The following is a 14,196-nucleotide window of genomic DNA, read 5'->3' as shown; positions in this document are numbered from 1 at the left end:
CTGCCCACTAGTTGGCTGCGATGGTCGGTGAGGCTTACTCCGCAAGCCGTTCCACTCGGGCTGCTACGGCCGGGCGGCGGTGGTCGTCGGCGGGCAGCCTCAGGGCCAGGACCTCGAAGACCTCCAGGTCCTCGGCGCCTACCGGGGTCTGGGCGAAGCGCCAGAGGAGGTCGGCGTCGCCCGAGTCGAAGACCGCGCGCCGGAGGGTGCCGTCGAGCTCGTCGCGTTCGGCGCGGAGAGCCGGGGCGTCGGAGCGGGCGAGCAGCGGGCCGGCGTACAGGTCGAGGGCCTGGGTCAGGTCGCCGCGGCGGATGCAGGTCTGGACGTCGGTGACGTCGCCGGTGACGTTGGCGAGGATGCGGTACGGCTTGGTGTCCAGTACGCCGGCGCCGAGCAGGTTGCGCAGGCGGTGCATCTCGGCGCGGACCGTGGTCGGGTTCCCCTCGTCGCCGTACAGCTGCAGCATCAGCTGCTCGGCCGTCAGCCCAGAAGGGTGTAGCAGGAGCAGCGCGAGCACCTCGGCCCGGCGCAGCGTCAGCGGGATCTCGCGCCCACCGACCACGGCGACAGGCTGCCCAGAGCCGAGCAGGCGCAGCCGCAGCGACGTACGACGTCGAGCAGCGCCGGGGATCCGCAGCAGGTACCCCTTGTCGAGCTGCTCGATCACCCCCTCGCGCCCATCGCCGAGATCGATCCGATCCGCCCCAGCCGGTACGGCGAGCCGATCCGGCAACCACGCCAGCGGCTGCACGGCCAGCACCCGCCCGCTCGGCGTCAGCAACGCCCCCGGCGCGTCGCCCAACGCGATCAGGTGCCGCATGTTCCGCGCCCGGAGCACCTCGTCGGCCGCGGCCATCCGCACCCGCAGCTGCCCCTCGGCCAACCCGGCGGCCGCGGTCACCAGCGCCATCATGGCCGGGTGCACGGTCCGCAGCGGCCCGGAGACGTCGACCGCGCCGATCAGCTTGCCCGTGTCCGGGTCGTGCACCGGCGCCGCCGCGCACGTCCAGGCGTGAATCCGCCGTACGAGGTGCTCCGCGGAATGGATCTGGACCGGTTGGTCGGCGGCCAGCGCCGTGCCCATCCCGTTGGTCCCGATCGCGTCCTCGGACCAGATCGCCCCCTCGGAAAGCGCGATCCGATCGGCCTGCCGCCGGACGGCGGCCGCGCCCTCACGCCACAGGATCAGCCCGCGCGCGTCGGTGACGATCATGATGTGCGACGCCTCGTCCGCGATCGTCGTCAGCGTCTGCCGCAGCACCGGGAGGACGGCGTGCAGCGGGTGCCCGGAACGGATCTCCTCGAGCTCTTCGCCGGAGACCACGACCGGCGGCGCGTCCAGCTCCGGGTCGACCAGCGCGGCCAGGGACCGCTGCCAGGATTCGGCGACCAGCGCCCGCGGCGCTTCGGGTACGCGACCGCCGCTGAGCACCTCGTCGTAGAGCTCGCTCAGCCGCCGCGCCTGGTCCGGTGCGTCCACACCCAACCCTCGCCCGGATCGGTACGCCGTTCAAGAGCCGGGCGTGCAACGTTGATGCAACGTCGGTCCCTCTAGCGTGCGCTGCACCGCACCGGAGCAGGAGGACCAATGACGATCTATGCCGCTCCCGGGCAAGAAGGCAGCCCGGTCACCTACAAGTCCCGCTACGACCACTTCATCGGTGGTGAATGGGTCCCACCGGCCAAGGGTCAGTACTTCGAGAACCCGACCCCGGTCACCGGCGAGAATTTCACCGAGATCGCCCGCGGTACCTCCGACGACGTCGAGGCCGCGCTGGACGCCGCGCACGGCGCCGCGCCCGGCTGGGGCCGGACGTCCGCGGCCGACCGGGCGAACATCCTGAACAAGATCGCCGACCGGATCGAGAGCAACCTCGAGCTGCTCGCGGTCGCGGAGAGCTGGGACAACGGCAAGGCGGTGCGGGAGACGCTGGCCGCCGACCTGCCGCTGGCGGTCGACCACTTCCGGTACTTCGCCGGCGCGCTGCGGGCCCAGGAGGGCTCGATCTCGCAGGTCGACGACGACACGGTCGCGTACCACTTCCACGAGCCGCTCGGCGTGGTCGCGCAGATCATCCCGTGGAACTTCCCGATCCTGATGGCGACCTGGAAGCTGGCCCCGGCGCTCGCGGCCGGCAACGCCGTCGTCCTGAAGCCGGCCGAGCAGACGCCGGCCTCCATCCACGTGCTGATGGAGCTGATCGCGGACCTGCTGCCGCCGGGGGTGCTGAACATCGTCAACGGGTTCGGCGTCGAGGCCGGCAAACCGCTTGCCTCCAGCAACAGAGTGGCCAAGGTCGCGTTCACTGGTGAGACCACGACCGGCCGGCTGATCATGCAGTACGCCTCGGAGAACATCATTCCGGTGACGCTCGAGCTCGGCGGCAAGAGCCCGAACATCTTCTTCGACGACGTCGCGAGCAGCAAGGACGCCTTCTACGACAAGGCGCTCGAGGGCTTCACGATGTTCGCGCTGAACCAGGGCGAGGTCTGCACCTGCCCGTCCCGGGCGCTGATCCAGGGCGGCATCTACGACTCGTTCCTGAGCGACGCGAAGGCCCGCACCGAGGCGGTCAAGCAGGGCAACCCGCTGGACACCGACACGATGATGGGCGCGCAGGCCAGCAACGACCAGTACGAGAAGATCCTGTCCTACATCGACATCGGCAAGGCCGAGGGCGCGAAGGTGATCACCGGCGGCGAGAAGGCCGACCTCGGCGGGGACCTGAGCGGCGGCTACTACATCACGCCGACGATCTTCGAGGGCGACAACAAGATGCGGATCTTCCAGGAGGAGATCTTCGGCCCGGTCGTCTCGGTGACGCGCTTCGACGACTACGCCGACGCGATGAAGATCGCCAACGACACCCTGTACGGCCTGGGGGCCGGCGTCTGGTCGCGCGACATCAACACGGCGTACCGGGCCGGGCGGGAGATCCAGGCCGGCCGGGTCTGGACCAACTGCTACCACGCCTACCCGGCGCACGCGGCGTTCGGCGGCTACAAGAACTCGGGCATCGGCCGCGAGAACCACAAGATGATGCTCGACCACTACCAGCAGACCAAGAACATGCTGGTCAGCTACTCGCCCGACAAGCTCGGGTTCTTCTAGGCCGCCTGATGACCGAGAGGGTTTCGTACACGGAGGAGGCGGCGGAGCTGCTCCGCCGTCTGACCGAGATGCACGGGCCGCTGATGTTCCACCAGTCCGGCGGGTGCTGCGACGGCAGCTCACCCATGTGTTACCCGGACGGTGAGTTCAAGACGGGGGCGGCGGATGTGCACCTGGGCGACCTGAGCGTCGACGGCCTCGACAAGCCGATCGGCTTCTGGATGTCGGCGAACCAGTTCGAGTACTGGAAGCACACCCACCTGACCGTCGACGTGGTCAAGGGCCGCGGCAGCGGCTTCTCGGTCGAGGCCCCGGAAGGGGTCCGCTTCCTGATCAGGTCCCGCCTGTTCAGCGATCAGGAGTCCATGGAGCTGGGTCTCCTCTAGAGCGAGTGCCGACCGTCCGGTGGCGTTGCCGGGCGGCCGGCGCTCTTTCCTGCCCGGCGGTCAGCTGCCGCCGACAACGCCCAACGTCAGCAGGATGTTCGCGTACAACCGCTGCTCACCGGTCGCGACGGCAACGGCCAGCTCCGGGCCGCGCGCGGTGGTGTAGAAGTCCGCGCGCTGCAGCGGCTGCAACGGCGTACCGGGCAGCAGTTCGCGGAAGCGCGCGTACACGTCCGGCTCCTCGCCGGTCCCGGTCGCCATCACCCGCGCCGCCTCCACCGGTACGACGCCGAGCAGCGTCTCCAGCACGTCGTCCACCGGGATCTGCCCCGGCCGCAGGTTGAGCCAGATCGTCTCGACCCCCGGCGCGACCGCGGTCGCGTACGGGTAGTTGCCATCAGCAAGCAGTACGACGGATCCGTGGCCGGCGCGGGCCAGCGCTCCGAGCAGCGGCGGGTGGATCAGCGGGTAACGCAGCACCAGGGTCCTCCAGGAGTCCGGCGGCCAACACTGGATCAGGGTGCACTCAGGGTAGGCCCAGAACCACCTCCCGAGGGGAGCCTGAGCCTCTGTCCCCACGCCGCCGACGGCTCGACGATCGATCCATGACCACCACGACGTCCGTCCCGCCGGCGCTGCCCACCCTGCCCAGCAGTCCCCATCGCCCGCACCGCCCACTCGTCGCCGTCTCGATCGCGCTCGCCGTCCTGACGCTGGTCGGCATCGGCGGCGCGCTCTTCGACGACCGCGACCTGCTCGGCCACCCGATCTGGATGAAGCCGCTGAAGTTCATGATCAGCTTCGCGCTGTACTGCGCCACGCTGGCCTGGATGCTGTCGCTGCAGACCAAGGCCCGCCGGCTCGGCTGGTGGATGGGCACCGTCGTCGCCGCCGGAGTCGCCGCCGAGATGGTGCTGATCGTCGGGCAGGTCGTGGTGCGCGGCCGGCAGCTGCACTTCAACATGTCGACGCCCGCCGACAAGCTGATCCACGACATCATGGCCGGCACCGTCTACCTGATCTGGGCCGCCGTCCTGGTGGTCGCGATCCAGCTGCTGTTCGACAAGCCCGGCGACAAGGCGTTGCGCTGGAGCATCCGGCTAGCACTCGGCACGACGCTCGGCGGCATGCTGCTCGGCAACCTGATGTTCCGCGCGACACCGGCCCAGCAGACCGCGATGGACACCACCGGCAGCGAGGACTTCTTCGGCGCGCACTCGGTCGGCGTCGAGGACGGCGGACCCGGCATGCCGATCACCGGCTGGAGCACCGAGGGCGGCGACCTGCGGATCGGCCACTTCCTCGGCGTGCACGCCCTGCAGCTGATCCCGTTGCTTGCCCTCGGCCTCATTCTGCTCGCCCGCCGGTACGCCGTACTGCGGCCCGAAGGCCCTCGGACAGCGCTCGTCGCGACCGGCGCGGCGGCGTACGGAGGTCTGATCTTGCTGGTCACCTGGCAGGCCGAGCGAGGCGAATCCCTCGTGCACCCGAGCGGTTCGACACTGCTCGCGTTCGGATCGTTGCTCAGTGCGACCATCCTGGTGTCACTGACGGTTTTGCTCCGGGCACGAAGGACAACCCTCGTCTAGACATATTTGTGCCGAATTCTCTTCCGCCGGACCGGGAGCAGGCTTAGTGTCGGGCCGGACGGGTCGTGGAGGGCGACTCGCGCACACAACTTCATGGAGCGTTTGTGAAAGTTTCAGGCAAAGGGCGGGGGCTCCTGGCAGTCTCTGCCGTGTCCGCGACCGCCCTACTGGCCGTAGCCGCCGGCGGCGGGGCTTCGGCCGCCGTCGCCACTCCCGACAAGGGCGACGAGCAGAGCCCGTCGGTCACCGCGAAGGAACGCAAGGGCAACTTCGACGCCCGCACCCCGAGCGCCCGGACCAACTACGCGCGGGCCGCGAAGGTGGTCGGCAAGGACACCGCGGCCGCGGAGAAGTTCCGCGACTCCCTCGGCGCCCAGGGCGTCGTCGGCATCGACGAGAACACCGGGACCCCCTCGCAGGTGACCAAGCTCAACGGCTTCCTCACCGCCGCGAGCACCAAGAAGGCCACCCAGGTCACGCTGGACTACATCAAGGCGCACCCCGAGGTCTTCAAGCTGACCGAGTCCGACCTGGGCACCCTCAAGCTCCGTAAGGACTACGTCGACGACCTGGGCACCCACCACATCTCCTGGGTCCAGGAGGTCGACGGTCTCGAGGTGTTCGGCAACGGCCTCAAGGCCAACGTCACCAAGGACGGCAAGCTGATCTCCGTCCAGGGCGCGCCGGTGGCCGGCCTGGTCAGCCAGGCCAAGGCCCGTACGGCGTCGGCCAAGCTGACCGCCGCGGCGGCCCGCAGCACCGCGGCCGAGGACGTCGGCGGCAGCGCGAAGAGCGCGACCGCCAAGGCGGCCGGTGGCACCACCACGTGGAGCAACGGCGACTGGGCCAAGGAGGTCTGGTTCCACACCGCCGACGGCCTGCGCAAGGGCTGGTCGACGTACACCAACGGTGGCGGGTCGCTGATCTACACCCACGTCATCGACGCCCAGACCGGCGCGCTGCTGTACCGGCGCGACCTGTCCAGCAAGGCCACCGAGGGTATCGGCGACGCGCTGGTGCAGGACAACTACCCGGGCGCACCGCTGGGTGGCGTGCAGCGCACCGAGAACCTGATCTACAACAAGTGGCTGCCCAAGAACGCCAAGACGCTGCTCGAGGGCACCTCGGTCGCGGCCTTCGCCGACGCCAACGACGACAACCAGCCGAACGCCGGCGAGACCGTCAACGCGCCGGGCACCGCGACCTCCTCGCAGTACAAGATCGTGCCGTTCCAGTCCAACCCGCTGTGCTCGGCGGCGTACGTCTGCACCTGGGACCCGGCCAAGCCGGACTCCTGGAAGACGAACATGAACCAGGACGTCACCAACGGCTTCTACCTGGCCAGCAACTACCACGACTGGCTGGCCAAGCCGCCGATCAGCTTCACCAAGGCGGCCGGCTCCTTCGACGCCGACGGCGGCGACCCGGTCCTGCTGAACGCGCTCGACGGCGCGGCGACCGCGGCCAACGGCGGCCCGGACGCCAACCACGTCAACAACGCGAACATGAACACCCCGCCGGACGGCACCCCTCCGACCATGCAGATGTACCTGTTCGGGACGCCCGGTGACAACACCACCGTGCCGAGCAGCTCGTCGAACTCGGCCGAGATCCTGTACCACGAGTACACCCACGGCCTGTCGAACCGCCTGGTCGTCGACGCGACCGGCAACTCGACGCTGAACAGCATCCAGGCCGGCTCGATGGGCGAGGCGTGGAGCGACTTCTACGCGCTCGACTACCTGGCCTCGCACAACCTGGAGAAGGACACCACCGCCAACGGCGAGATGCGGATCGGCAAGTACGACACCGCCGGCGGCACCATCCGGACGATGCCGAACGACTGCCGGGTCAAGGCCAAGGAAGCGGCCTGCGTCGGCATCGACGGCTCGCAGGGCGGCTACACCTACGGCGACTTCCCGACCATCGGCGGCGCGCCCGAGGTGCACTCCTCCGGTGAGGTCTGGGCGCAGACCCTCTGGGACCTGCGGGAGCGCTTCGGCCGTTCGTACGCGGTCAGCATCATCACCCGCGCGATGGAGCTGTCCGCGGCCGACCCGACCATGCTCGACATGCGCAACGCGATCGTGCAGGCCGATCTGGTCGCCTCCGGCGGCAAGAACGCCAAGACCATCTGGCAGGTCTTCGCCAACCGCGGCATGGGCTGGTACGCCGGTGTCCTGGACGGCGGCGACTCCACCCCGGTCGAGGACTTCCACATCCCGCCGACCGGTGCCACCACCACGATCAGCGGCAAGGTGACCGATTCCGACACCAAGGCTCCGGTCGCCGGCGCACTGGTCTTCATCGGCGGTCACGCCTCCGGGTACGCCGGTGACTACTCGGCCGTCACCAAGGCCGACGGCAGCTACACGATCGACAACGTCTTCCCCGGGACCTACGGCAAGTTCGTGGTCTCCGGTGCGGGCTACGAGATCCTCGGCAACGCGCTGGCGGTCAAGGCCGGCGGCACCACGGCGAACTTCACGCCGCGGCGCAACTGGGCCGCGGCCTCCGGCGGCGGCTCGGTCGTCGACTTCAACGGTCCGGACTTCAGCCCGCAGTGCGGGCCGGCGTACGCGATCGACTCCAGCCAGGGCACCGGCTGGGGCAGCACCACGGGCGACGACGCCGGTACGCCGGCCGGGGTGATGATCCCGAAGCACATCGACATCAAGCTGCCGTCGGCGGTCACGGTGTCGAAGTTCTCGGTCGACCCGTCCAACACCTGCGGCGACCCGGGCAGCTCGGCCACCGGTAAGTACCGGATCGAGACGTCCACCAACGGCACCACTTGGGCCACCGCCCAGGAGGGCGAGTTCACCGCCGCCAACCGCGGCAAGTACACCGAGCTCACCCCGTCCGCGGCGACCACGAACGTCCAGTACGTCCGCTTCTGGATGCTCAGCCCCCAGGTCCCCGATTTCGCGACGAACTGCCCCGACGGCGCCTTCGGCGGCTGCCAGTTCACCGACATGACCGAACTCCAGGTCTTCGGCAGCAAGTAACACCCCGCACGAACCCGAAGGGCCCCAGCCGATCCACCGGCTGGGGCCCTTCGGCCGTTCGAGGAGAAGAAGCACAAGGAAGAACTACAAGGGCAAGGACAGAAGTCGGAGAAGGACAAGACAAAGAGAAGAAACATAAGTGAGGTCGGCGAATGGTTGCTGCCGGCATTGAGCTGACCGTTGCCTGCAGTGAAAATCGGAGGCGCCCGGGCACGTCGCCGATCTAGGGTCCGGGGTATGAGTTCAGATGTCCGCACCTATCGGGTCGTTACTCGCGGCGAGTTCCAGAACCTCACCGACGCCCAGCGCGTGAAACTCCGCGCCGAGCTCGAGGCGCACGATCTGCTGAGGGCGGACTACACCGAGACCGGAACCCTCAGCTACGACGCCGAGCTCCGGCCGTTCACCATCCGCTGCCAGGTCGTCCAGCCCGCCGATCGCCCCGACCAGGAGGCCGCCGACACCGGCGCCCTGGTGGCGCTAGAACTTCTCGAAGCCGAAGGCCTGGACCACCACCGCGTCCGCACCACCGTCACCTGCCTCGAAGACATGAAAGTCAACCGTCGTCACAGGTGAGATCCTCACCTGTCCACAGGCGCTTTCCTGTCGCCATGGTGAGGTACGTTCCCGCCATGACGAATTACCCCAGGATCCGCGAGCAGCACATCGCCGTTTTCGGAGAGAGCGGCTCCGGGAAGACGGTGCTTGTCTCCTCGTTCTTCGGCCCGACGCAGGAGGGCTCGTACTCGAACGATCTCTGGGACCTCGTCGCAGACGACACCGGCCAAGGCAATCGGCTCTACCAGAACTATCTCGGGATGAGAGACCGCGGGAAGACGCCGATGCCGACCCGGTTCGCGGCCACGACCTACTACTTCTCGGTGAAGCTCAAAGGCGGGGACAACGCCGCCGGGAAGCAGCGCCCGTTCGATGCTCTGCGACTCGCCTGGCACGACTACCCCGGGGAATGGTTCGAGGAGTCGCCGAGCAGCGAGGAAGAGGCCGGCCGCCGGGTCGACACCTTCCGGTCACTGCTGCGCTCCGATGTCGCGCTCCTGCTGGTGGACGGCCAAAAGTTGCTGGACTACGCGGGTGAGGAGGAGCGGTACCTCAAGTCCCTCCTGACCAACTTCCGCCAAGGCGTGCTGCGGCTCAAGGACGACCTGCTGGACGAGGATCGTCTGGCTGAGTTCCCGCGCATCTGGATCGTGGCTCTCTCGAAGGCGGATCTCTTCCCGGACTGGGACGTCCACTCCTTCCGCGATCTGGTGATCGAGAAGGCCGCCGGTCACCTCGACGACCTGCGCTCGACGCTCAGGGAATTCGTGGAGACGCCCGACGCCTTATCGGTGGGCGAGGACTTCATGCTGCTCTCCTCGGCAAAGTTCGAGCTCTCCGCGGCCGGCCCGGAGCCGGTGGAGATCGACGTGACCCAGCGCGTTGGGCTCGATCTCATCCTGCCGGTGGCCTCGATGCTTCCGCTGGAACGCCGAGTTCAGTGGAACGAGCGGATGGAGATCCCGCGAAAGGTGCTGGACACCCTGGCGGACGGCGCCGAGACCCTGGCTGCGGTCCTGACCGGCGGGAAGTCCCTGGGTGTCGACAAGCTGGTTGCGCTGCTACCGAAGGTCGGCCCCCTCGCGAGCTTGGCCGCGCTCCCTGTCCTGACCGCCGCCGCCAAGATGGCTGGGTCGCAACTCAGGGACCTCAACGCCCAGGCCCGGCAGAACCACGACTTCCTGACCGCGACAATCACGCAGTTCAAGCTCGACCTCGACCAAGGCGTCAAGGACAAGCTGCTCATCAGGAGCCTCAGGTGAGTGCCGAGGATCTGTCCGAGAGCCTCATCTGGGCCACTCGAGGGCGCTCCTGGGGTTTCCGGTTCCTCCTCGACGGTGGGCGGTCCGACCCACTTCCGGACTACGAACGCAGCTTCGCGGGTCTCGAGGACGAGCCGACGACGTGGCGTCGCGCCGCCGGAGGGGTCGCGTTGCGGTTTCCCGATCCGCTGGAGCGGAAGGACGCGGCCGGTCGCGTCATCCCCCACGAGTTCGTCGTGTTCGGAGACTTGGGCGATCAGATCGGGTCCGCCGAAGACGGTGTGCAACAGATCTGGCCGCTCGTCGCAGAGGTCTATGCCAGAGTCTGGGATGCCGAGGATCCGCCCCCGGTTGCGGCGCTCGACTCCGTGCGCCCGGGCAAGTGAGACGGGACACGCTGGGGTGATGAGGGGCTCATCGACATGACTCGTCGGTAACCAGCCAATAGCATCGCTGGTATGCAGATCTTCGCCATCGTTGTTTCGCTTGCGGTTGCCGCGGTCGGGGTCGCGTTGTTCGGGAAGACGATCGGGCACATGGTGTCGGTGGTCAGGCTCGGGCAGCCGGTACGGCGGAGCGATCGGCCGGGGCAGCGGTCGCTGACGCTGGCCAAGGAGTCGCTGCTGCACACGCGGATGCTGCAGTGGAGTCACATCGGGGTGCTGCACTGGTTCGTGGCGTTCGGGTTCATCGGGCTGTTCCTCAGCCTGGTGACGGCGTTCGGGCAGCTGTTCGACGCGCACTTCGCGTTGCCGCTCATCGGGCACTGGTTCGTGTTCGAGTGGGTGAGCGAGTTCCTCACCTGGACCGGGCTGGTCGCGATCGCCGGGCTGATCGCGATCCGGCTGCGGAACCTGCCGAAGGGTGAGCAGGGGCGCTACAGCCGGTTCTTCGGGTCGCGCGCCTGGCAGGCGTACTACGTCGAGTACACGATCCTCGGTGTGCTGGTCTGCATCCTGTTGCTGCGGGGGCTGGAGTACGAGCTCGGCGCGGGCGACAAGTTCCACTTCCCGTCGACGTTCTTCATCGGCAGCGGACTGTTCGGCGGGCTGTCCGAGCACGCGCTGGAGAACGCCGTCTACCTGGTCGCGATGGTCAAGATCCTGATCTCGTTCGCCTGGATGATCACGATCTCGCTGAACGTCACGATGGGTGTGGCCTGGCACCGGTTCACCGCCTGGCCGAACATCTGGTTCAAGCGCAAGGCCGACGGCGGTACGTCGCTGGGCGCGCTGCAGCCGATCATGATCAACGGTGCCCCGATCGACTTCGAGAACATCGAGGAGCTGGACGAGGACGCCGCGCTCGGGGTCGGCAAGGTCGAGGACTTCACCTGGAAGGGCCTGCTCGACTTCACCACGTGTACCGAGTGCGGCCGCTGCCAGTCGCAGTGCCCGGCCTGGAACACCGAGAAGCCGCTGTCGCCGAAGCTGATCATGATGAACCTGCGCGAGCACGCGTACGCCAAGGCGCCGTACCTGCTGGCCGATGACGACGGCCGCAAGTCGTTGTCCCAGCTGGTCCTCGACGAGCAGGAGAAGCCGCTGGTCGGTCCGGCCGACGTCGCCGTCATCGACGAAGAAGCCCTCTGGGCCTGTACGTCGTGCGGCGCGTGCGTGCAGCAGTGCCCGGTCGACATCGAGCACGTGGACGCGATCATGGACATGCGCCGCTACCAGGTGCTGATCGAGTCGTCGTTCCCGTCCGAGCTGAACGGGCTGTTCAAGGGCCTGGAGAACAAGGGCAACCCGTGGAACATGAACCCGTCGGGCCGGATGGACTGGGCCAAGGACCTGCCGTTCGAGGTCAAGCAGGTCGGCACCGACGTGGAGACGCTGGCCGAGGTCGAGTACCTGTTCTGGGTCGGCTGCGCGGGCGCGTTCGAGGACCGCGCGAAGAAGACCACGCAGGCGGTCGCGGAGCTGCTGAACATCGCGGGCGTGAGCTTCGCCGTACTGGGTGACGGTGAGACCTGCACCGGCGACCCGGCCCGGCGGGCGGGCAACGAGTTCGTCTTCCAGCAGCTGGCGATGCAGAACGCCGAGGTGTTCAAGGAGACCGGCGCGAAGAAGGTCGTCTCGACCTGCGCGCACTGCTTCAACACGCTGAAGAACGAGTACTCCCAGCTCGGCGTCGAGCTCGACGTCATCCACCACACCCAGCTGCTCAACCGGCTGGTCCGGGAAAAGAAGCTGACCCCGGTCGCGCCGGCCGACAGCACGCTCAACGGGCAGAAGATCACCTACCACGACCCTTGCTACCTGGGCCGGCACAACCAGGTGTACGACGCCCCGCGCGAGCTGCTCGAGATCATCCCCGGCGCCGAGTACGCCGAGATGCCGCGCAACAAGACCAAGTCGTTCTGCTGCGGCGCGGGCGGTGCGCGGATGTGGATGGAGGAGAAGACCGGCAGCCGGATCAACCTGAACCGGACCACCGAGGCGGTCGAGACCGGCGCGGACAAGATCGCCACCGGCTGCCCGTTCTGCCGCGTGATGCTGTCGGACGGACTGACCGCCCAGCAGGCCGACGGCTCGGCCCGCGAGGAGATCGAGGTCAGCGACGTCGCGCAACTGCTGCTCGCATCGGTCAAACGCGGCGAGAGCTGATCAGTCAGCATCTTTCGTTGTCTCCGGTTCTCCCGTTGGTTGATCACCTGACACGGAACCGACCGGTCCACCGGCTTGGGTGGGCCGGTGACGACGAACAAGCTGCTGGGCAGCACCCGGCGAGGGTTTCTGACCGTGACCGGCGCGGCCGCCGCGCTCGCGCTGACCGGCAGTCTGCCGGGCATCGAGCGGGCCGACGCGGGCTCGACCGGTCGGCCTGACCGGCGCGATCCGTTCACGCTGGGCGTCGCCTCGGGCGATCCACTGCCCGACGCGGTGGTGATCTGGACGCGGCTGGCGCCTGAGCCGCTGGCGGCGTTCGGCGGGATGGACCGCCGACCGGTCGACGTCCAGTGGCAGGTCGCCGAGGACGAGCACTTCCGGCGTGTGGTCCGCAGCGGTTCGGCGCAGGCACGGCCGGAGGCGAGCCACTCGGTGCACGTCGACGTCCGCGGCCTGCGGTCCTGGCGGCACTACTGGTACCGCTTCCGCGTCGACGGCCACTACAGCCCGGTCGGCCGGACCCGCACCGCACCGGCGTACGACGCGAACGTGCCGATGATGTCGATGGCGTTCGCGTCCTGCCAGGCCTGGTGGGAGGGCTGGTACACGGCGTACGCCGACATGGCCAAGCGTGAGCACGACGTCGTGTTCTTCCTCGGCGACTACATCTACGAGTTCGGCATCGACCGCGGGGTCCGGCCGCACTCGAACGAGGACTACGTGACCCGGCAGACGGTCACGCTCGACGAGTACCGCAACCGCTACGCGTCGTACAAGATGGATCCCGATCTCCAGGCCGCGCACGCGTCCGCGCCCTGGGTGGTCACCACCGACGACCACGAGGTGGTCGACAACTGGGCCGACGAGGCTCACCCGAGCGCGCCTCCGGCACAGTTCCTCGTACGCCGGGCGAACGCGTTCCGCGCGTACTGGGAGCACATGCCGCTCCGCCTCGCGCAGCTGCCCAAGGGCCCGGACATGCAGCTCTACCGACGGATCCGCTTCGGCCGGCTCGCGGAGTTCAGCGTGCTCGACACCCGGCAGTACCGCTCCGACCAGGCGTACGGCGACGGCTCGAAGCCGCCCGGCCCGGACTCGCTCGACCCGGCCCGCACGCTCACCGGCGACAAGCAGGAGCGCTGGCTGCTCGACGGCTGGACCGCGTCGCGCGCCCGCTGGAACGTGCTCGCCCAGCAGAACGCGCTGGCCCAGCTCGACGTCCAGGACGGTCCGCAGCTCGTCGTCCCGATGGACACCTGGGACGGGTACCCCGCTTCGCGCGACCGCGTGCTCGGCGGCGCGTACCGGCGCAAGGTCCGCAACCTGGTGTCGATCGGCGGCGACCTGCACCGCAGCGTCGCGTCGGACCTGAAACTGGACTTCGCCAACCCGGACTCGCCGACGGTCGGCAGCGAGTTCGTCGGGACGTCGATCACCTCCGGGCTCGACGGCATGGACCTCGACCCGGGCGGCGAGACGCTGCTGCGCGAGAACCCGCACATCAAGTACGGCAACTTCCAGCGCGGCTACGTCAGCTGCACGATCACGCCGCGGCAGTGGGTGTCGGACTACCGTGTGGTGGACCGGGTCACGGTCCCGAACGGCACCGTCAGCACCCGCGCGAAACTCCTCGTCGAGGACGGCCGCCCCGGAATCCAGACCCTCTGAG

11 protein-coding genes are annotated in these 14,196 nt (G+C 68.4%); 9 read left to right on the top strand and 2 right to left on the bottom strand.

Annotated elements, in window-relative coordinates; all coding sequences use genetic code 11:
- Positions 1-34: 34 nt before the first annotated feature.
- Positions 35-1,480, bottom strand: coding sequence for a GAF domain-containing protein (locus tag ACLQ2O_RS04445; RefSeq protein WP_425827433.1), 1,446 nt, complete (start codon positions 1,478-1,480; stop codon positions 35-37).
- Between the two features lie 108 nt (positions 1,481-1,588).
- Between ACLQ2O_RS04445 and adh the strand changes: the two genes are divergently transcribed.
- Both adh and ACLQ2O_RS04435 read left to right on the top strand, forming a co-directional pair.
- Positions 1,589-3,112 (top strand): aldehyde dehydrogenase, encoded by a 1,524-nt coding sequence (adh, locus tag ACLQ2O_RS04440; protein ID WP_425827431.1) that lies wholly within the window; start codon positions 1,589-1,591, stop codon positions 3,110-3,112.
- 8 nt (positions 3,113-3,120) lie between these two features.
- Complete coding sequence (locus tag ACLQ2O_RS04435) at positions 3,121-3,498, top strand: DUF779 domain-containing protein (RefSeq protein WP_425827429.1); 378 nt, start codon at positions 3,121-3,123, stop codon at positions 3,496-3,498.
- Positions 3,499-3,558: 60 nt separating this feature from the next.
- Here ACLQ2O_RS04435 and ACLQ2O_RS04430 read toward each other — a convergent pair whose 3' ends face one another.
- Positions 3,559-3,978: an RbsD/FucU family protein gene (locus ACLQ2O_RS04430; protein WP_425827427.1), complete on the bottom strand. Its 420-nt coding sequence runs from the start codon at positions 3,976-3,978 to the stop codon at positions 3,559-3,561.
- 125 nt (positions 3,979-4,103) lie between these two features.
- Here ACLQ2O_RS04430 and ACLQ2O_RS04425 point away from each other — a divergent pair, with 125 nt between their 5' ends.
- The 7 genes from ACLQ2O_RS04425 (at position 4,104) to ACLQ2O_RS04395 (ending at position 14,195) form a co-directional block, all read left to right on the top strand.
- Positions 4,104-5,087 carry a hypothetical protein gene (locus ACLQ2O_RS04425; RefSeq protein ID WP_425827425.1) on the top strand — a complete coding sequence of 328 codons (984 nt, stop codon included), beginning with the start codon at positions 4,104-4,106 and terminating at the stop codon, positions 5,085-5,087.
- Positions 5,088-5,236: 149 nt separating this feature from the next.
- Positions 5,237-8,095, top strand: coding sequence for a M36 family metallopeptidase (locus tag ACLQ2O_RS04420; protein WP_425827423.1), 2,859 nt, complete (start codon positions 5,237-5,239; stop codon positions 8,093-8,095).
- 237 nt (positions 8,096-8,332) lie between these two features.
- On the top strand, positions 8,333-8,671 hold the full coding sequence (locus ACLQ2O_RS04415) for a DUF6204 family protein (RefSeq protein WP_425827421.1): 339 nt from the start codon (positions 8,333-8,335) through the stop codon (positions 8,669-8,671).
- 56 nt (positions 8,672-8,727) lie between these two features.
- Entirely contained in the window at positions 8,728-9,915 is a 1,188-nt protein-coding gene (locus tag ACLQ2O_RS04410) for a TRAFAC clade GTPase domain-containing protein (protein ID WP_425827419.1), read from the top strand.
- Positions 9,912-10,301, top strand: coding sequence for a hypothetical protein (locus ACLQ2O_RS04405; RefSeq protein WP_425827415.1), 390 nt, complete (start codon positions 9,912-9,914; stop codon positions 10,299-10,301). The genes ACLQ2O_RS04410 and ACLQ2O_RS04405 overlap by 4 nt, the downstream gene beginning before the upstream one ends.
- A gap of 72 nt (positions 10,302-10,373) precedes the next feature.
- Positions 10,374-12,524, top strand: coding sequence for a (Fe-S)-binding protein (locus tag ACLQ2O_RS04400; protein ID WP_425827413.1), 2,151 nt, complete (start codon positions 10,374-10,376; stop codon positions 12,522-12,524).
- A gap of 87 nt (positions 12,525-12,611) precedes the next feature.
- On the top strand, positions 12,612-14,195 hold the full coding sequence (locus ACLQ2O_RS04395; protein WP_425827411.1) for an alkaline phosphatase D family protein: 1,584 nt from the start codon (positions 12,612-12,614) through the stop codon (positions 14,193-14,195).
- The last annotated feature ends 1 nt before the right edge of the window (position 14,196 follow it).

This window comes from Kribbella sp. DT2 (assembly GCF_049844575.1).
Lineage (GTDB): Bacteria > Actinomycetota > Actinomycetes > Propionibacteriales > Kribbellaceae > Kribbella.
Note: the sequence above shows the minus strand (reverse complement) of the source record. Positions and strands in the feature narration are given on the sequence as shown.

Coding starts and splice junctions, on each gene's coding strand:
- adh (WP_425827431.1), top strand. CDS start 1,589: ATGACGATCTATGCCGCTCCCGGGCAAGAAGGCAGCCCGGTCACCTAC.
- ACLQ2O_RS04435 (WP_425827429.1), top strand. CDS start 3,121: ATGACCGAGAGGGTTTCGTACACGGAGGAGGCGGCGGAGCTGCTCCGC.
- ACLQ2O_RS04425 (WP_425827425.1), top strand. CDS start 4,104: ATGACCACCACGACGTCCGTCCCGCCGGCGCTGCCCACCCTGCCCAGC.
- ACLQ2O_RS04415 (WP_425827421.1), top strand. CDS start 8,333: ATGAGTTCAGATGTCCGCACCTATCGGGTCGTTACTCGCGGCGAGTTC.
- ACLQ2O_RS04410 (WP_425827419.1), top strand. CDS start 8,728: ATGACGAATTACCCCAGGATCCGCGAGCAGCACATCGCCGTTTTCGGA.
- ACLQ2O_RS04400 (WP_425827413.1), top strand. CDS start 10,374: ATGCAGATCTTCGCCATCGTTGTTTCGCTTGCGGTTGCCGCGGTCGGG.